This window comes from Pseudomonas mosselii (genome assembly GCF_003205295.1).
Lineage (GTDB): Bacteria > Pseudomonadota > Gammaproteobacteria > Pseudomonadales > Pseudomonadaceae > Aquipseudomonas > Aquipseudomonas mosselii_B.
Genome location: NZ_QJRP01000014.1, coordinates 119,347 through 136,498, shown reverse-complemented (window position 1 = coordinate 136,498; position 17,152 = coordinate 119,347). Strand labels below are relative to the sequence as shown.

Here is a 17,152-nt window from a genome sequence, read left to right as displayed (position 1 = left end):
GCAAGCTCGACCAGCGTGCCTTGCCGGAGCCACAGGCGCACAGGGCGGCAAGCCGCGCTGCGCGCACCGAGCAAGAGCGTGTGCTGTGCCGCTTGTTTGCCGATGTGCTGGACGTCGAGGCGGTCGGTATCGACGACAGCTTCTTCGAGCTGGGTGGGCATTCACTCTTGGCCATGCGCCTGGTCAATGCCGTGCGCGAGGCGCTGGGTGTGGAGCTGTCCATTCGCAGCATGTTCGAAGCGCCGACAGTTGCACAGTTATCGGGCAGGCTTGGTGTGCCGCAGGCCTCCTCGCTCGCCATGCTGCTACCTCTGCGACTGCAAGCCGATGCGCCGACATTGTTCTGTTTGCATCCTGGGCGCGGATTATGTTGGTCCTACTCCCAGTTCATCAGGCACCTTCCCGGCCTATCGATGTATGGCCTGCAGGCGCGAGGCATCGAAAACGACGAGCCACCGACTGCGACCCTGACTGCCATGGTCGAGGAATATGTCCAATGTATCCTGCAGGTTCAACCGGTCGGGCCCTATCATTTTTTGGGATGGTCCTTCGGCGGGAGGATTGCCTTCGAGGTCGCCTGCGCCTTGACAGCGCTTGGGCATGAAGTTGGCGAAGTCATACTGCTTGATGCCCGAGTGCCTTTCGAAAACCTGGACAACAACTCGATTACGCAGCGGACGGTGTTCGATGCAATACTTTCAGAAGCTGAACCGCTGGCCCCGGGTTTTGAGAAAGCTGTCGAAAGCCTGCCAGCGTTCCATGACTATTTAAAGCGTCAAAACAACCCGCTGGGTTTGTTGGATGTCGAAGTTTTCAAGCGTATCGTTGAAACCAGTATCAATAATACATGGCTGGGGCAAACCCCCATTCAACGGCAGTACTCGGGGAGGCTAACCTATTTCAGTGCGCGTCGCAGTACGCCTTCCGGGATGACGCAAAGCGCGCAGTGGTCTGGCTTTACCTCCATGCCCATTCGGAATATCACGTTGGATTGCTTGCACGATGATATTGTCAAGGCGCCTGCGGTTCGAGATATCTGCAACCATATTGTGCGTCGAATGGGCTTGAAAGAGTGATAACGTCGGGACGTTGCTTCCAGATCGAAAGGAAATTGGAACTAAGGGTGATGTAGCCTGTTGATGAACTGCTCCCGGGAGTGGATTGCCCACTCTCGGGAGCGTCGTATTTAGGAAGTCAATTTCAAGTGTCTTTCAACGCCGCACATGCCAGGGCCAACGACGTGCCTGGCATCCATCGATTGATGGACAATGAGAAATCCAGTGCCGTGACATGATGGAACCATCCCGCTGGTAAATAGAGCAGGTCGCCTGGTTGCACAATGCATTCAATGAAGTCTACGGCCCTGGCCAGGGGGTATTTCTCATAGTCTGGCTGATCTGGGTCGAAGGATGAAATGGACAAGGTAGGTTTCACCGCTTCGACGTACAGGTTGCCGAGGGTTGCTGGCGAAGCAAGGAGAAAGCGTTTACGTCCCCAGACCTGGGCGAACAGATTGTCTTCGTAGTCGCAATGCAGACAGGTAACTGTACCTGCGGGTCCCAGCCATACACGCGGAGTATGCCAGCGCTCAAAATAGGGTGGCCATTCGCACAGCGAATCAATCGGCAGTGGGTGATCTCCGATGTAGGGGGGAACGGAGTAATCGTTGTGATAGATCAGGTCGAGGTATTCCTGCAGGCTCATGTCAGTAGGGGCGCTGCCATCTGACATGATCGGCGGAACATGGTCGCCGTATCGCGGAACCACCCTGAGCATGCCGAAGTCATGATACAGATCATCTGGGTGATAAGTGTTGATCGGCCACGTTTTGACGATGCCTTCGATGATGAAAGGCATACCGCTCGCAGCCGTAGGTCCGAAGTCGATTGAAGAAGCGCAGAAGCGGGGCACTGACCGGAGCGGTGAGCGTTGCATGGCTGCGTCCAGGATTTGCGCTGTGACATCTATAGGGGTGTCGGCTGGGCCTGGCGTGGAGGAACGGCCATTGTGAGGAACGGCGGGCTCGATATTTTTCATGGAAAGGGTGCGCTCATATCCTGAAGGTCCGGAAGAGGGCTCGCCTTTAGGCGGGCATGAATGCCAGAATCTGATCGGGGCTGCAGGTCGCGTTGTATCCAAAATAGTCAGTGAAAAACGTGTCTACGCGATATTGATTTGGATTGAGTAGCAAATGCTGGCCAATTTCGGCCTCGGCATTTTCATCTTCGACAATGAAGTAGTCACCCGGCTGCATGTGTGTGGAGAAATGGCGAAGTATTCCCCCGATATTGACATGTGAGTCCTCGATGACCAGCCAGGGGTGAGGCGCCTTGCTCAAGAAGTCGGCTGAAAAGCTTTGTTCCGGCGCACGGGCATCGCCTTGAACAAAAGTGACCTTGTCGTGGTGCGTCAGCGGAGGAACAAGGTCTACCGAGTAGACATGGCAGTCCAGGTTGAACATTCTCATGAGGTCTGCCAGCCAAACAGCACTGCCCCCGGCCTCGCTACCAAACTCGAATATTGTCGCCGGCTTTATGTGCTCGAGCATCAATGGGTACAAGGCATAATCGTAGACGCCTTTCAACAGCGGCAACCCTTTCCAGCGGTTGGCCTCATTGACCCCCTGTGAAAAAATGTGCATCGCGCCGGTTACTACGGTTCCTGACAGGACTTTTCGCGCGAAAAAATCGACGAACCTGCCCATGCTTCGTAGCAGGATGAGCTTCTCCAGTGCCGTTTTGGCCTGGGACGCGGACGCCTCGGGAAGCCCGAGGTGGTCGATATTCCCCGATAAGATAGCGCGTGCGTAGTTTGAAAAGAATGTGGCGGCCGCTGAGAAGGTGTGATTGTTCTCCAGGTTTTCGCGCATTTCAGCTAGCTGTTGTTCGCGCTGCGCGGCCTCTAGCGGTTTCACGCCGGGGTAGAGTACGAGGCCGGGCATCTCGCGTGGCAGGGAGGGGGTGCAGGCAAGGCAGAAGTCTTCATGGTTCGGTAGGCAATGGAAACGGTCTGCGGAAAGCGGAATTTCCACTGAGCACGCATTGCAGGAGGTTTTGGCGAAACCCACGGGGCACTGTGAATGCATTTCGTAGCTGCGCATGGAGTTGCCTTAGAAGTTAGCAAGCGACATGAAGGTGTAGTGCGTCCGCTCCATACATTGGAACGCGCGACGCCCGTGGACGTAGCGGGTGTTGTCAATGAGCAGGATGTCGCCTGCTTGCCAATGAATTTCCTGCATCAGCGCTTGGTGGACCTGATCGATTTCGTCAATCAATGCCTGTGGGATCGCTGTGCCATCTTCGAAGGTTACCGTGTGATCGTAGGGGCCTCGAAGGCTGTTGACAAAAGCGGCTTGTGGACACCACTTGGGGTAGGCGACGGCGGGTGACACGTACTCGCGAATCAGTGTGTCATCTTCGTCGAAGCGCACGCTGGAACCTTTGAGCCTTAACGATCCCACATGCATTCTGGCATCGAGAAACCCCTCTGCTGTCAGCCAAGCTTGCCGAGGAAGGCAATCGGAATATCTCACCTGCTGGGACAAGAAGTGCTCGCGGGTTTCGGCGGCCAGGGCCTGCCATATGGCAACGCCATCCGCGTAGGTAGTCTCACCTTGACTGGCTGCCGGAGTGGCGCAGTAAAACCATAACAATTCAGGGCGCGAAGCAATCGCGCCATTTTCCTGGTGGAGATCTTGCGCGGCTCCGTCACGAGCAATCAATTGCATGCCACTGCCGACGGTAATCCCTGATTTGGCTTCACCAGGGCTGATGATGACTTGGCTTGAAAACTGGCTGGCGAAGGATTCGAAAAGCTGTGGAGACGTTTCGAACCCTCGGAAAAGCAAAAGGCCAGCGCTTTTGAATGTGCTCTCGATGTCGTGGCGGTCAAGCTTGAACAGGTCGCGATTCTGGTCACTGTGCCACAGCTTTGCGATGCCGCAGGAAAGATCAGATAAGTCCATTTTCTACTCGGTCCAGTCGTCAGTCGTGTCGGGGGCTCATGAGCACGCTCGAAGTACCCGCGCGGTTAAAGTTTCGCTCAATGAGTGGAAAGTGCCTGTGCTGGGTTGAGACGCGCAGCGTTGCGGGCAGGTATGAAGCCAAACACAAGTCCGGTGAGGATGGCGCAGGCCAGTGCGCCCAGGCAGGCCAGCAGTGAGAGTTCAACGGGGACATCGATCAGCTTCAGTATTTCAACTGCGCTGATACCGGAGACGACGCCAAAGAGGCCGCCTATCGTCGTGACCATGATGGCTTCAATCAGAAACTGGACTCGAATATCGCTCTGGCGTGCGCCGGTGGCCATCCTCATGCCTATTTCTCGAATGCGCTCGCGGATATTCATGAGCATGACATTCATTACGCCAATACCCCCGACGATCAGGGAGATTGCCGCTACCAGGCCGAGCATGCGCGTCATGGACCGGGATGAATTTTCCTGTGCCTGCACCGTTTCGATCGGGTTCCACACCTGTACATCGCGAGTATGTCGTTGACGCGCCAGCGCGTCCTGAATGGCGTCTATAGTTTCACTGGCTTTGTCGATCTGGTGCACCTGCACGGCTATCCAGGACGGATAGGGATGGCCAAACAGCCGGGCTGCCGCTGAGCGGAAGGGAACCGTCACTCGGTTGTCCTGATCCACGCCCCCGCTGGGACCTTTGGCAGAAAAGACACCAATAACGAGAAAGGGAACGCGATCAATCAATATCGTTTGCCCCAGCGGAGAAGAGCCGTCAGGGAACAGTGCTTTCTTCACCGTCTGTCCAATGACTGCAATTTTGTCTGTTCCTCGATAATCGAGCTCGTTGAAAAGAGTTCCCTCCGATACGCTCCAGTTAAGAACACTGGGGCAGTTCCGGGTAGCCCCGCCGCCGTACGTTTCATGGTCGATATTGCCCCGGCGCACGATCACGGTGTCCTGACTATACGGGGCCACTGCCTGAACATTCGGCAGGCCCCTGATGGCTTCGGCATCCTCCAGCGTCAGCGGTGCGCTAGGCGCACGCGAACTGGACGGCTTGGTAAACACAAACATTGTTCTGACACCGAGGGTTTCGAACTGAGTCATGACTTGTCGCTGCGCACCACTGCCCACGGCCAGCATTATGATGACTGAAGCGACGCCGATGATGATGCCCAACAGGGTCAATCCCGCTCTGATGCGGTTTAAATGTAATGATCGCCAGGCTGTTCGAGCGAGTTCGAGAAAGAGGCGGGTAGGCGGGTAGTCGTGCTTGAGGCGGGAGGGTAGGTTTGCTTCATGGGTGGCCCGTGCGAGGGCTGGGCTTGACGTGCCGGTGTCACCCACAATCCTCCCGTCACGGATTTCTATGATTCGCTGCGCGTGCGCAGCGATCTTGGGATCGTGGGTTACCAATATGATGGTATGGCCCTGTGCAGACAGTGCGTGGAACAGGCTCATCACCTCGCTACCACTGTTACTGTCAAGCGCTCCCGTGGGTTCATCGGCCAGTATGATGTTGCCACCATTCACGAGCGCACGGGCAATAGCGACACGCTGCTGTTGACCCCCGGACAATTGATAAGGTTTGTGTTCGAGGTGTTCAGCCATTCCCAATCGCTGTAACAGCTCGATCGCGCGGGTACGGCGTTCAGTCGCGGTGGCTTGTGTGTAGAGCGCCGGTAGCTCGACGTTTTCTCTGGCGGTTTCCGTTGACAACAATTGGTAGTTTTGAAACACGAAGCCAAAGGTGTTTCTGCGCAGCGCTGCACTCTTGTCGCTGTCGAGGTCCGTAGGTGTTTGACCGCCCAAGCGGTACGAACCGGCGCTCACGCTGTCGAGCATGCCGATGATGTTCATCAGCGTTGATTTGCCTGATCCTGAAGCGCCAATGATGGCGACAAATTCTCCAGCATGAATGTCCAGATCAACTCCGCGCAAGACTTCTGAGCGGACGGAGGGCGCGCCATCGTTGCCCGGCGCTGCGTAGGTTTTATGCACGTCACGCAGTTCAATCAACGCGACTGCAGTGTCGATCGTGGCAGCGTTGAAGACCGTCATCCGTTAGGACCCGCTACGGTAACTTCGTTTTGTAGCACGGTCTCACCCGAGGTCAGCCCCTCCAGAACCTGGGCCATCTCTCGATTGCGAACCCCGATGCGCACTTGGCGAACCTCAATGCTGCCATCGGCTTTCTGAACACGGGCTATAAATTGATCCTGACCGCTGCCGGCCAGCGACAAGGCAGAAACAGGCACGGCCAAGGTGTTTTTGGCCAGTTGCCGGGTGAAGACAACTTGGGCGGTCATTTGCGGCATCAGGGCCGCATCGGCATTATCAACATCGAAAAGTACCGTGTATACAACCACCTTGCTATTGGCTGGCGTCGTGCCTTTGCTAACACTGATACCGAGGGAGGCTGGCGGGGCGGGCAGCAGTTGGCGGACTGTGCCATGCCATTGCCGTTGATCCTCTGACAAGGTGGTAAATTGCGCGTGCATGCCAGGTTTGATTTTATCAATATCGGCTTCCGATACTTCAGTCCAAACCGTCATTGTGGTCAGGTCGGCGATGCGCAAAATATCGGGCGTTTGATAAGTTGCATTTAATGTCTGGCCTTCGCGCGCGTCGACCGATATCACGGTGCCTGCCATCGGCGCATAGATTTTTGTATAGCTTAACCTCGCTTCGTCCGCCTTTAACGTTGCCGAAGTCTGGGCAATTTCAGCTTGAAGTTGTTCAATCTGGGCTGCCGTGGAGGTCAATGTAGCCTCTGCGCTTTGCAGGTCATCCAGGCTTGTGGCGCCATCGTGGGTGAGCATGCGCAGCCGTGCCAAACGCTGTGCAGCCAGCCGGTGTTGTGCGCTTTGCTCCACCCGTCGAGCGTTGAGGGCTTTCAGCGAGGCTCGGCCAGCATCCACGGCAGCGGTTAATACGCTCGGATCAATTTCGACCAACAATTCGTCTTTGGTGACGATGTCTCCCGGCTGCACACTGAGCCTCAGGATCTGCCCGGAAACTTGTGCCCCTACATCGACATACTTCTTGGGCTGCAAGTTTCCCAATGCAGTGACGTTGGTTTCAACATCCGAGAAGCCTATCTGCGCTATCGCAGGCGCCTGGATCGATTGCGCTTGAGATTGCTGCCAAGTCGTAATGCCTGCAATGGCCAACACCAATGCGCCACCCAAGCAGACTGCTTTATACCTGAGCGCCAGATGAACAAAAGGCCGTTTTGATAGAAACATGCTGATAGACTACCGTGTCAATTGTGCGAGGCGTCTCTGCTTTCTGTTGTGGTCCAAGAGACTACTTACTAGAGGCGCTCCTTCGGTGGCTCAGTATACGCAGACAATACCTTCAGACACTAGATTCCCCAGAAAATTGATGTACTCGCACACTCAAGCGCTTCGAAGGAATGTGGACACCGTCCAACAGTCGTTGAGCATGGGCGATGTCGATGGCGTTTCCGCCTGAGGGCGTGAAGTGGAGCGTTATGCCACGGGAGTCACTGACCCTGTGAATGTTCGTTGTCAGCCCGCCCCGGCTTCGTCCAATCGCGTGGTCCGTTGATTCTTTAGTCCCCTTTTTGCCTGTACCGGTAGAGGCGCGGGTAGCCCTAGGCGATCGTTGACTCTTGGGCACCCAGTACGCAGATGTATGGTGAAAAGATCAGCGACCATTTCCCATTGTGCGCCGGAAAGTCCGTATCGCCTGGAAAGGGCAGAATCCTTCGCCAAAAAAGCGAGAACTCTACGTAAAATCAGGCCTCCAGAGGCTTCGGCCAGATTTCAAAGGTTTTCATACAGAACCTAAGCTCTGGTCATATGAGCCTCCCTACGTTTATCAGCATTCTGGAGCTGCTGCTGCACACCCGAGCATCTGAGTTTGCTCGACACTAGGGTGTCAAGTCATCCTGGCAATGTGTCAATGTTTAGTGACAAGCGGGGCCGGCTTTGCCTGTCACCGATGAAGGGCGTAGTATTTGCGACAGATTTAGTCGGAGATTGATATGTCCCTTTACAGCGCCGGCGTCGAATACGGCATTCACTGCCTGCTGTTCCTGCTGGACGAGCGCGGCGACAGCCGCGAGTCCAGCGTGCGCGACCTGGCCGAGTTGCAGGGCGTGCCCCAGGAGTACCTGGCCAAGGTCTTCACCAAGCTGGCCCGCGCCGGGCTGGTGGCGGCAACTGAAGGCGTGCGCGGCGGCTTCCGCCTGGCGCGGCCTTCCGACGAGATCACTGTGCTGGATATCGTCACCGCGATCGATGGCCCGAAGAAGCTCTTCGATTGCCGGGAGATCCGTGAGCGTTGCGCGGTGTTCGAAGGCGCCGCGCCGGCCTGGGCCACCGACGGCACCTGCGCGATCCATGCGGTGATGCTGGGGGCGCAGAAACGCATGGAGGAGGCGCTGGCCCAGCAGACCATCCTCGACCTGGCGCGCCGTTTCGGGCGCAAGGCGCCGGCCGAATTCGGGCAGAAGGTCAATGACTGGATGAGCGAGCGGCGCGACGGCAAGGGCGGGGGTGGGGATATTCCGCTGCAGGCCGTTTGACGAATCGGCCAGGGCTGGCGGTGCAACGGAAAATTGTGTTCAGGCTCCAGGTAAATCCTTGCCTGCGTGATCGGCCCAGCGGCTTCAAGTCGAGGTAAGCTGGCAGAAAAGCTCCCGCGAGAGGTCAACGTGGCTTCCTACACCTTGCGCCAACTCAAGTACTTCGTCACCACGGTGGAGGCCGGCAGCGTCGCCGAGGCCTCGCGCCAGCTGTATATCGCCCAGCCGTCGATTTCCACCGCGATCAAGAGCCTGGAAGAGAGCTTCGGCGTGCAACTGTTCATCCGCCATCACGCCCAGGGGGTGTCGCTGACGCCCAGTGGCAAGCGCTTCTACGCCAAGACCCGGGCCTTGCTGCAGATGGCCCATGAGTTCGAGCAGAACGCCCTGGCCGACAACGACACGGTGGCCGGGCAGATCGACATCGGCTGCTTCGAGACCGTGGCGCCTTTGTACCTGCCGCGGCTGATCGCCGGTTTTCGCCAGCGTTACCCGGGGGTGGACATCCGTCTGCGCGACGGCGAACAGCAGGACCTGATCCAGGGCCTGACGGCGGGCACCTTCGACCTGGCGTTCCTCTACGACCATGACCTGGACGGCACCATCGAGACCGAGCCGCTGATGCCGGCGCAGAAGCCCTATGTGCTGTTGCCGGAAAAGCACCGTTTCGCAGGGCAGGCCCAGGTGTCGCTGCGCGACCTGTGCCCGGAGCCGATGATCCTGCTCGACGTGGCGCCGAGCCGCACCTACTTCGTCAGCCTGTTCAACGAGCTGGGGCTGACGCCGAACATCGTCTTCAGTTCGCCGTCGATCGAGATGGTCCGGGGCATGGTGGGGCAGGGTTTCGGCTTCTCGCTGCTGGTGACCCGGCCGCACTCCGAGTTTACCTATGACGGGCAGCGCCTGGTGACCCTCGACATCGCTGAGCCGGTGACGCTGTCGGGCCTGGCGGCGGCGCACCTCAAGCGCGTGCAGTTGACCAAGCCGGCGCAATTGTTTGTAGAGTTCTGTCGTGAGGAGCTGGCTCGGTTTTAAGCCCCCGACCACCCGTCGCCAAGATGGCCGCATCGATCGAACAATCCCATGCGGGTGCTTTCTTCCACTAAGGTGCTAGAGGCACTTCGACGTAGTCATTGCCTGGGCGAATGGACCTGCTCCCGGGCATGGGCAATATCAATTGGCGGCTCGCCAGTCGAGGGCGTACCACACCCAACAGGCCATCCAGTACAGAGAGGGTCGTACCATGTCGTTGATTGGCGTTTCGATGCTTGAGATGCGGCAGATGATCGAACAGGCCTGCCTGCCTGACCGTTGCGAGGTGAGTTGCCTGGACGGCGAGCACCTCACCATCCGTCTAGGGCAGGGCGAAAGCCTGGACAACTGTCTGACCGTGACCGGCGTGCCGCTCGCCGAGCTCAACAGCTGCCATGACCTGTTGGGGCTGGTGGCGCGGGTCAAGGCTCAGCGCAATGCCCCGTCGGCTGTGCGCAAGGCCAGGGCCTGAGGTCACAGCAGCTCGAGTAGCAGGTTGATGCCACCGTCACCGCACCTGACGTGCTCGCGGACCACCCCGCGATAGTTGCGTCCCTCCCAGGCGAAGGTGACGCTGTGGGCTTTCTCGACCTTCCCCGGCAGTGGTGGCTCGATGTGCAAGCGTAGTGCGGGGCGACCCTGCAGGCTGAGGGCCGCCAGTTGCACCTGGCATTCGGCACGCTGGGCCACCCGGCCGAACAGGGTGTCGCGGACGAAGTCCAGTTCCAGCAGGACGCAGGGGGCGCGGCAGGGCATCTTCATGGTGGCTTTCCGGCGAAAGAGGCATACCTCGAACGTTGGAAGCTTAAAAGCGCAAGACGTTCAAAATATTTCAGCCTGTTCCTTTCGCTGGGCGCCTGGAGGAGCGGCATATGGCCTTGCCGGGGACGATCCCCTATGGTGCGCCGAGAATCTCCAGCACTTTATCGCGCAGTTGATCGATGCTGAACGGCTTGCCGATCAGGTGCATGCCCTCGGGCACCGCGAAGCTCTCGGCATAGCCGCTGGCGAACAGCACCGGCAGCAATGGCCTGACCTCGCGGGCCTTGGCGGCCAGTTCCTCGCCGCGCAGGTCAGGCAGGCCGACGTCGGTCATCAACAGCGCCAGGGGCTGGTCGGGATCCTCGATGATCTTCAGGGCCGCGCCGGCGCTGTCGGCCTCGATGGCGGTGTAGCCCAGTTCGTCGAGCACTTCGACTATCAGCATGCGTACGATGTCGTCGTCTTCGACTACCAGAAGGTGCATGGTGCGGATCCTGTTTCGGTGGATTGTCTCTACTCTGTGCGCAAGGCGGTGGCAGAAGTTCCCAAGCTTAACGGCACGGGCAAATAGATGGAACGATTGCCGCAGACAGGCTTCAAATACTGGCTAAATGCCCTGCCAGATCGGTCAAAGGTGGTTAGACTCGCTGTATTCCCCCGGTCGGTCTGGCGCAGGGCAACCCTTACACGATGTAGACGCCAGTCTGTTCAATGGACTTTTTTCACTCGGGCACTTTCAGATGATTCAAGCAGCCTCGATGGACCAACGCAGCTTTCGCAAACTGCTGAGCCGCAACGTCGGCCTGCCCTTGGGCGTGGGGCTCCTGGGCGCCGTGGCGTTTGTCGCGGTGATCAACTACCTGCTCTCGGCCATGCAGTGGGTCGAGCACACCGACCGGGTGATCGGCAATGCCAACGAGACGATCAAGTTGTCGATTGACATGGAAACCGGCATGCGCGGTTACCTGCTGACCGGCGAGGAGCGCTTCCTCGACCCCTATGAGGTCGCCAAGCCGCGTATTTTTGGCAGCCTGGACAGCCTCAAGGCGATGGTGGCGGACAACCCTCAGCAGGTCGACCGCATTGACCGCATCGCGGCCTTGCAGCGCGAGTGGAATACCTTCGGCAACGAGATGATCAGCCAGCGCCGCAGCCAGGGCGACGTGCAGGCGTCGATTGGCCGTGGCCGGGGCAAGCGCCTGACCGATGAGATCCGCAAGGAGTTCGACACCTTCATCACCACCGAGCAGCAGCTGCGCACGGCGCGCAACGAGACGGTCAGCACGGTCACGGTCACCTCGATATCGGCCTTCGTGCTGTTCATCGTCGCCCTCAGTGCCTTGCTCGCCTATCTGGGGCGCCGCGACCTGCTGGCGCTGTCGTCCAGCTATGTGTCCAACCTGGAGGCCCAGCAACGCGCCGCCGAGCGCCTGGAACACCAGGCCTGGCTGCGCGCCGGGCAGACCCAGCTGGCCGAACAGGTGCTGGGTCAGCTCACCCTGCCCATGCTCGGCGACAATATCCTGCGTTTTTTCGCCGGCTACCTGGGCAGTGTGGTCGGCGCACTGTATGTGCGCAACGAACATGGCCAGCTGGTAAGGGTCGCCACCTATGGCCTGGACGCCGAGCAGCAGGGCAGCGAGCCGCGCCTGGGCGATCATGCCGGCCTGTTGGGCGAGGCGGTGACTCAGAGGCGCCTGCTGCGCCTGGACGAGTTGCCCGAGGATTACTATCGCCTGAGCTCGGGCCTGGGTCGCGGCCTGCCGCGCAGCGGCGTGCTGGTGCCGTCCCAGGACGACGGACGGGTCAACGGCGTACTGGAGCTGGGCTTCCTGCGCACGCTGCAGGAGCGCGACGTCGAACTGCTCGAGCGGATCACCGAGAACCTGGGCATCTCCATCGAGAGCGCGCGCTACCGCCAGCGCCTGCAGGAAGTACTGGCCGAGACCCAGCAGCTCAACGAAGAGCTGCAGGTGCAGCAGGAAGAGCTCAAGACCGCCAACGAAGAGCTCGAGGAGCAGTCGCGGGTGCTCAAGGAGTCCCAGGCCCATCTGGAGACTCAGCAGGCGGAACTGGAGCAGACCAACGAGCAACTGGCCGAGCGCACCGAAGCCCTGGACCGCAAGAACAGCGAGCTGAACCAGGCCCAGGTCGAGCTGCAGGCCCGCGCCGACGATCTGCAGCGTTCCAGCAAGTACAAGTCCGAGTTCCTCGCCAACATGTCCCACGAGCTGCGTACTCCGCTCAACAGTTCGTTGATCCTGGCCAAGCTCTTGTCCGAGAACGCCGAGGGCAACCTCAGTGAAGAGCAGGTCAAGTTCGCCGAGTCGATCTATTCGGCCGGCAACGACCTGCTGAACCTGATCAACGACATCCTCGACATCGCCAAGGTCGAGGCCGGCAAGATGGAGGTGCGCGCAGAGAGCACCCCGTTGGAACGCCTGGTCGAAGGCCTGCGGGGCATGTTCCAGCCGTTGGCCCAGGACAAGGGCCTGGGCTTCGAGGTGAGGCTCGAGCAACCGTTGCCGGCGACCCTGTTCACCGATCGCCAGCGCCTGGAGCAGATCCTCAAGAACCTGCTGTCCAACGCCATCAAGTTCACCGAGCGCGGCCAGGTCAGCCTGGGCATCAGCCACCAGGCCGGCCTGGGCATCGTCTTCGCAGTGCGTGATACCGGTATCGGCATCGCCGCCGACCAGCAGCAGGCTATCTTCGGCGCCTTCCACCAGGTCGACGGCACCAGCAACCGTCGTTACGGCGGCACCGGGCTGGGCCTGTCGATCTCCCGCGACCTGGCGCACCTTTTGGGCGGGCAGATCAACGTCGACAGCAGCCCGGGGCAGGGCAGCGTGTTCAGCCTGATCCTGCCCGAGCACTTCGAACCGTCGGCGCAGCAGGTCGAGGTGCACAGCCTGCGCCCGACGGTCGACGAGCTGCCGCCGGCGCCGCCGGTGCCGGCGCCTGTGCGCACCGAGCGGCCGACCCCGGCCTTTGCCGACGACCGCGCCCAGGCGCCGTTCGCCAACCGCTGCATCCTGGTGATCGAGGACGAGCCGAACTTCGCCCGCATCCTCTTCGACCTGGCCCACGAACTGGGTTACAGCTGCCTGGTCGCCCACGCCGCCGACGAAGGCTTCGAGCTGGCCGCGCAATACCTGCCCGACGCCATCCTGCTGGACATGCGCCTGCCCGACCATTCCGGGCTCACGGTGCTGCAGCGCCTGAAGGAGCAAGCCGGCACCCGGCACATTCCAGTGCACATCATCTCGGTGGAAGACCGCGTCGAGGCGGCCATGCACATGGGCGCGGTGGGCTACGCGGTCAAGCCCACCAGCCGCGAGGAGCTCAAGGCAGTGTTCGGTCGCCTGGAGGCCAAGCTCACGCAGAAGCTCAAGCACATCCTGCTGGTGGAGGACGATGACCTGCAGCGCGAGAGCATCGCCCGCCTGATCGGCGACGACGATATCCAGATCACCGCCGTGGGCATGGCCCAGGATGCCCTGGCGCTGCTGCGCGAGAACATCTACGACTGCATGATCATCGACCTCAAGCTGCCCGACATGCTCGGCAACGAACTGCTCAAGCGCATGACCGCCGAGGACATCCGCAGCTTCCCGCCGGTGATCGTCTACACCGGGCGCAACCTCACCCGCGAGGAAGAGGCCGACCTGCTCAAGTACTCGCGCTCGATCATCATCAAGGGCGCACGTTCGCCCGAGCGCCTGCTCGACGAAGTCACGCTGTTCCTGCACAAGGTCGAATCGCAGCTGTCCAACGAGCGCCAGCGCATGCTCAAGACCGCGCGCAGCCGCGACAAGGTGTTCGAGGGGCGCAAGATCCTGCTGGTGGACGACGACGTGCGCAACATCTTCGCCCTGACCAGTGCCCTGGAGCACAAGGGCGCCATCGTCGAGATCGGCCGCAACGGGCGCGAGGCCATCGAGTGCCTGGAGGCCAACGACGACATCGACCTGGTGCTGATGGACGTGATGATGCCGGAGATGGATGGCTACGAGGCCACCCGCCTGATCCGCCAGCAGCCGCGCTGGCGCAAGCTGCCGATCATCGCCGTGACCGCCAAGGCGATGAAGGACGACCAGCAGCGCTGCCTGCAGGCCGGGGCCAACGACTACCTGGCCAAACCGATCGACCTGGATCGCCTGTTCTCGCTGATCCGGGTCTGGCTGCCGCAATTGGAGCGAATCTGAAATCTTGACCAGTGAACGCAACACCGATATCGAGATCCGGCTGCTGATCGAGGCGATCTACCTCAAGTACAGCTACGATTTTCGCGATTACTCCGGCGCCTCGATCAAGCGCCGGATCCTCCACGCCGTGCGCCAGTTCGACTGCCGCACGGTGTCGGCGCTGCAGGAGCGGGTGCTGCACGACCCGGGCATGTTCCTCGAACTGCTGCAGTACCTGACGATCCCGGTCAGCGAGATGTTCCGCGACCCCGGGCATTTCCTCGCGCTGCGCAACGAAGTGGTGCCGCTGCTGCGCACCTGGCCGTCGCTGAAGCTCTGGATCGCCGGCTGCAGCACCGGCGAGGAGGTGTACTCCATGGCCATCCTGCTGCGCGAGGAAGGCTTGCTGGAGCGCACCATTCTCTACGCCACCGACATCAATCCGCACTCGCTGGAACGGGCCAAGCAGGGCATCTACTCGATGCAGAGCATGCGCGAGTATGAGGAGAACTACCGCAAGGCCGGTGGCCGGCGGGATTTCTCCGAGTACTACACCGCCGCCTATGGCAACGCCATCATGGACAGCAGCCTGCGCGACAACGTGACCTTCGCCGACCACAGCCTGGCCACCGACAGCGTGTTTTCCGAGACCCAGCTGGTGTCGTGCCGCAACGTGCTGATCTACTTCAACAAGGGCCTGCAGGACCGTGCCCTGGGCTTGTTCCACGAGTCGCTGTGCCATCGCGGCTTCCTGGTGCTGGGCAGCAAGGAGTCGGTGGATTTCTCGGCTTACGGCGAGCGCTTCGAGCCGCTGGTGCGGCCCGAGCGGATCTACCGCAAGACATGAACGGCGTGCGTGCGATCGTCATAGGCGCCTCGGCGGGCGGCGTCTCGGCGCTGTTCAGCGTGCTCGGCGCCTTGCCGGCCGATTTCGCCATCCCGGTGCTGTGCCTGCTGCACCTGCCGGACGACCGCCACAGCCAGCTCGCCGAGGTACTGCAACGACGCCTGCACCGGCCGGTGCGCGAAGCCCTCGACAAGGCGCGGATCGAGCCTGGGCTGATCTACGTGGCGGGGCCGGGCTATCACTTGTCGGTCGAGCGTGATTTCAGCTTTTCGCTCAGCCAGGAAGCGCCGGTGCATTTCTCGCGCCCGGCAATCGATTTTCTCTTCGAGTCGGCCGCCGATGCCTATGGCCCGGGCCTGCTCGGCGTGCTGCTCACCGGCGCCAACGAAGACGGCGCCCGGGGGCTGTTGCACATCAGAAAAAGCGGTGGCCGGACAGTTGTCCAGGACCCCCGCGACGCACAGGTCGCGTTGATGCCGGAGGCCGCCCTGGCCCTGCATGACCCTGACCATATTCTTTCCCTGAGCGGTATCGGGCAGTTGCTCGGTACCCTGGAACCCAGCGCATGTTGAGCCACATCACCGCGAAACTGCTGATCGTCGACGACCTGCCGGAGAACCTGCTGGCCCTCGACGCCCTGATCCAGGGCGAGTACCGTGAGGTGCACCAGGCGCAGTCCGCCGAGCAGGCGTTGTCGCTGCTGCTCGAGCACGAATTCGCCCTGGCCATTCTCGATGTGCAGATGCCGGGCATGAACGGCTTCGAGCTGGCCGAGCTGATGCGCGGCACGGAAAAGACCCGCAGCATCCCCATCGTTTTCGTCAGCGCCGCCGGGCGCGAGATGAACTATGCCTTCAAGGGTTACGAGAGCGGCGCCGTGGACTTCCTGCACAAGCCGCTGGAAACCCTGGCGGTGAAAAGCAAGGTGTCGGTGTTCGTCGACCTGTTCCGCCAGCGCAAGGCCCTGGATCGCCAGTTGCAGGCCCTGGAGCAGAGCCGCCAGGAGCAGGAGCTGCTGCTGGGCCAACTGCAGCTGGCGCGGGGCGAGCTGGAGCACGCGGTGCGCATGCGCGACGACTTCATGTCGATCGTCTCCCACGAGGTGCGCACGCCACTCAATGGGCTGATCCTGGAAACCCAGCTGCGCCGCATGCACCTGTCGCGCGGCAACCTGGCGGCGTTCAGCGAGGACAAGCTCAAGGCCATGGTCGAGCGCGACGAGCGCCAGATCAACAGCTTGATCCGCCTGGTCGAGGACATGCTCGATGTGTCGCGTATCCGTACCGGCAAGCTGTCGATCCGTCCTCGGACCTTCGATCTCGGTCAGCTTGTACGCGGCCTGGTGGAGAACTTCGCCGCCCAGGCCGGCGCCGTGGGCACGCCGCTCGAACTGCAGCGCTGTGATGCCCTGCTGGGTGAGTGGGACGAGTTCCGGATTGAACAAGTGGTGGCCAACCTGTTGTCCAATGCCTTGCGCTATGGTGACCGCAAACCGGTCCAGGTGCGGGTGTTCGAAGCGGGCGACATGGCCTGCGTGCAGGTGCAGGACCATGGCATCGGCATCGATGCGCAGCACCTGCAGCGGATCTTCCAGCAGTTCGAGCGCGTCGCCGCGCAGCAGGCCACGGGCGGGCTGGGCCTGGGCCTGTACATCTCCGAGCAGATCGTCCTGGCCCATGGCGGACGGATCCAGGTCGACAGTCAGGCCGGCGTCGGTTCGACCTTCACCGTGCATCTGCCGCTGTCGGTACAGTCGCAACATTGTGACCCGGCCCGCGCAACCTCTGCGTAGTGCTGGGGTCT

At 60.5% G+C, this 17,152-nt stretch carries 15 protein-coding genes and 1 pseudogene; 8 read left to right on the top strand and 8 right to left on the bottom strand.

The features are described from left to right. The coding region (locus DMX06_RS15395; protein WP_146232211.1) for an alpha/beta fold hydrolase at positions 1-1,076 on the top strand (1,076 nt) is incomplete at its 5' end. Positions 1,077-1,200: 124 nt separating this feature from the next. Here DMX06_RS15395 and DMX06_RS15390 read toward each other — a convergent pair. The 6 genes and pseudogenes from DMX06_RS15390 to DMX06_RS15365 all read right to left on the bottom strand — a co-directional run. Next, on the bottom strand, positions 1,201-1,857 hold the full coding sequence (locus tag DMX06_RS15390) for a cupin-like domain-containing protein (protein WP_181427837.1): 657 nt from the start codon (positions 1,855-1,857) through the stop codon (positions 1,201-1,203). Positions 1,858-2,083: 226 nt separating this feature from the next. Further along, positions 2,084-3,100 carry a CmcI family methyltransferase gene (locus DMX06_RS15385; protein ID WP_110738268.1) on the bottom strand — a complete coding sequence of 339 codons (1,017 nt, stop codon included), beginning with the start codon at positions 3,098-3,100 and terminating at the stop codon, positions 2,084-2,086. 9 nt (positions 3,101-3,109) lie between these two features. Continuing rightward, positions 3,110-3,964, bottom strand: coding sequence for a TauD/TfdA family dioxygenase (locus tag DMX06_RS15380; RefSeq protein WP_110738267.1), 855 nt, complete (start codon positions 3,962-3,964; stop codon positions 3,110-3,112). 77 nt (positions 3,965-4,041) lie between these two features. Continuing rightward, positions 4,042-6,027 (bottom strand): ABC transporter permease, encoded by a 1,986-nt coding sequence (locus DMX06_RS15375; protein ID WP_110738266.1) that lies wholly within the window; start codon positions 6,025-6,027, stop codon positions 4,042-4,044. Further along, positions 6,024-7,214, bottom strand: coding sequence for an efflux RND transporter periplasmic adaptor subunit (locus DMX06_RS15370; protein WP_110738265.1), 1,191 nt, complete (start codon positions 7,212-7,214; stop codon positions 6,024-6,026). Before DMX06_RS15370 ends, DMX06_RS15375 begins: the two co-directional genes overlap by 4 nt. A gap of 157 nt (positions 7,215-7,371) precedes the next feature. Continuing rightward, positions 7,372-7,649 (bottom strand): annotated as a pseudogene (locus DMX06_RS15365) (hypothetical protein); the annotation flags it as partial. A gap of 329 nt (positions 7,650-7,978) precedes the next feature. On the opposite strand from DMX06_RS15365, the gene DMX06_RS15360 reads away from it, so the two are divergent. From DMX06_RS15360 to DMX06_RS15350, 3 genes are all read left to right on the top strand, one after another. Beyond that, positions 7,979-8,521, top strand: a complete 543-nt coding sequence (locus tag DMX06_RS15360) for an RrF2 family transcriptional regulator (protein WP_110738264.1) — start codon at positions 7,979-7,981, stop codon at positions 8,519-8,521. Between the two features lie 129 nt (positions 8,522-8,650). Next, positions 8,651-9,556, top strand: a complete 906-nt coding sequence (locus tag DMX06_RS15355) for a LysR family transcriptional regulator (RefSeq protein ID WP_110738263.1) — start codon at positions 8,651-8,653, stop codon at positions 9,554-9,556. Positions 9,557-9,764: 208 nt separating this feature from the next. Further along, positions 9,765-10,025 carry a DUF1652 domain-containing protein gene (locus DMX06_RS15350; protein WP_110738262.1) on the top strand — a complete coding sequence of 87 codons (261 nt, stop codon included), beginning with the start codon at positions 9,765-9,767 and terminating at the stop codon, positions 10,023-10,025. A gap of 2 nt (positions 10,026-10,027) precedes the next feature. Here DMX06_RS15350 and DMX06_RS15345 read toward each other — a convergent pair whose 3' ends face one another. Next, positions 10,028-10,315 (bottom strand): hypothetical protein, encoded by a 288-nt coding sequence (locus DMX06_RS15345; RefSeq protein ID WP_110738261.1) that lies wholly within the window; start codon positions 10,313-10,315, stop codon positions 10,028-10,030. Between the two features lie 133 nt (positions 10,316-10,448). Beyond that, the gene (locus DMX06_RS15340) at positions 10,449-10,799 is read right to left on the bottom strand and encodes a response regulator (protein WP_110738260.1); all 351 of its coding nucleotides are present in this window, start codon (positions 10,797-10,799) and stop codon (positions 10,449-10,451) included. 256 nt (positions 10,800-11,055) lie between these two features. Between DMX06_RS15340 and DMX06_RS15335 the strand changes: the two genes are divergently transcribed. Genes DMX06_RS15335 through DMX06_RS15320 form a run of 4 tightly spaced genes read left to right on the top strand, consistent with a single transcriptional unit; the run spans position 11,056 to position 17,141 of the window. Then, a complete protein-coding gene (locus DMX06_RS15335; protein ID WP_110738259.1) occupies positions 11,056-14,523 on the top strand; it encodes a response regulator in 3,468 nt (1,155 codons plus the stop codon). A 4-nt stretch (positions 14,524-14,527) separates the two neighbouring features. Beyond that, the gene (locus tag DMX06_RS15330) at positions 14,528-15,349 is read left to right on the top strand and encodes a CheR family methyltransferase (protein ID WP_110738258.1); all 822 of its coding nucleotides are present in this window, start codon (positions 14,528-14,530) and stop codon (positions 15,347-15,349) included. Then, on the top strand, positions 15,346-15,921 hold the full coding sequence (locus tag DMX06_RS15325) for a chemotaxis protein CheB (RefSeq protein ID WP_110738257.1): 576 nt from the start codon (positions 15,346-15,348) through the stop codon (positions 15,919-15,921). Before DMX06_RS15330 ends, DMX06_RS15325 begins: the two co-directional genes overlap by 4 nt. Next, the gene (locus DMX06_RS15320) at positions 15,915-17,141 is read left to right on the top strand and encodes a hybrid sensor histidine kinase/response regulator (protein WP_110738256.1); all 1,227 of its coding nucleotides are present in this window, start codon (positions 15,915-15,917) and stop codon (positions 17,139-17,141) included. Before DMX06_RS15325 ends, DMX06_RS15320 begins: the two co-directional genes overlap by 7 nt. Positions 17,142-17,152: the final 11 nt, after the last annotated feature.

Coding starts and splice junctions, on each gene's coding strand:
- DMX06_RS15325 (WP_110738257.1), top strand. CDS start 15,346: ATGAACGGCGTGCGTGCGATCGTCATAGGCGCCTCGGCGGGCGGCGTC.
- DMX06_RS15390 (WP_181427837.1), bottom strand. CDS start 1,857: ATGCCTTTCATCATCGAAGGCATCGTCAAAACGTGGCCGATCAACACT.
- DMX06_RS15385 (WP_110738268.1), bottom strand. CDS start 3,100: ATGCGCAGCTACGAAATGCATTCACAGTGCCCCGTGGGTTTCGCCAAA.
- DMX06_RS15370 (WP_110738265.1), bottom strand. CDS start 7,214: ATGTTTCTATCAAAACGGCCTTTTGTTCATCTGGCGCTCAGGTATAAA.
- DMX06_RS15320 (WP_110738256.1), top strand. CDS start 15,915: ATGTTGAGCCACATCACCGCGAAACTGCTGATCGTCGACGACCTGCCG.
- DMX06_RS15340 (WP_110738260.1), bottom strand. CDS start 10,799: ATGCACCTTCTGGTAGTCGAAGACGACGACATCGTACGCATGCTGATA.
- DMX06_RS15335 (WP_110738259.1), top strand. CDS start 11,056: ATGATTCAAGCAGCCTCGATGGACCAACGCAGCTTTCGCAAACTGCTG.
- DMX06_RS15375 (WP_110738266.1), bottom strand. CDS start 6,027: ATGACGGTCTTCAACGCTGCCACGATCGACACTGCAGTCGCGTTGATT.
- DMX06_RS15350 (WP_110738262.1), top strand. CDS start 9,765: ATGTCGTTGATTGGCGTTTCGATGCTTGAGATGCGGCAGATGATCGAA.
- DMX06_RS15380 (WP_110738267.1), bottom strand. CDS start 3,964: ATGGACTTATCTGATCTTTCCTGCGGCATCGCAAAGCTGTGGCACAGT.
- DMX06_RS15360 (WP_110738264.1), top strand. CDS start 7,979: ATGTCCCTTTACAGCGCCGGCGTCGAATACGGCATTCACTGCCTGCTG.
- DMX06_RS15345 (WP_110738261.1), bottom strand. CDS start 10,315: ATGAAGATGCCCTGCCGCGCCCCCTGCGTCCTGCTGGAACTGGACTTC.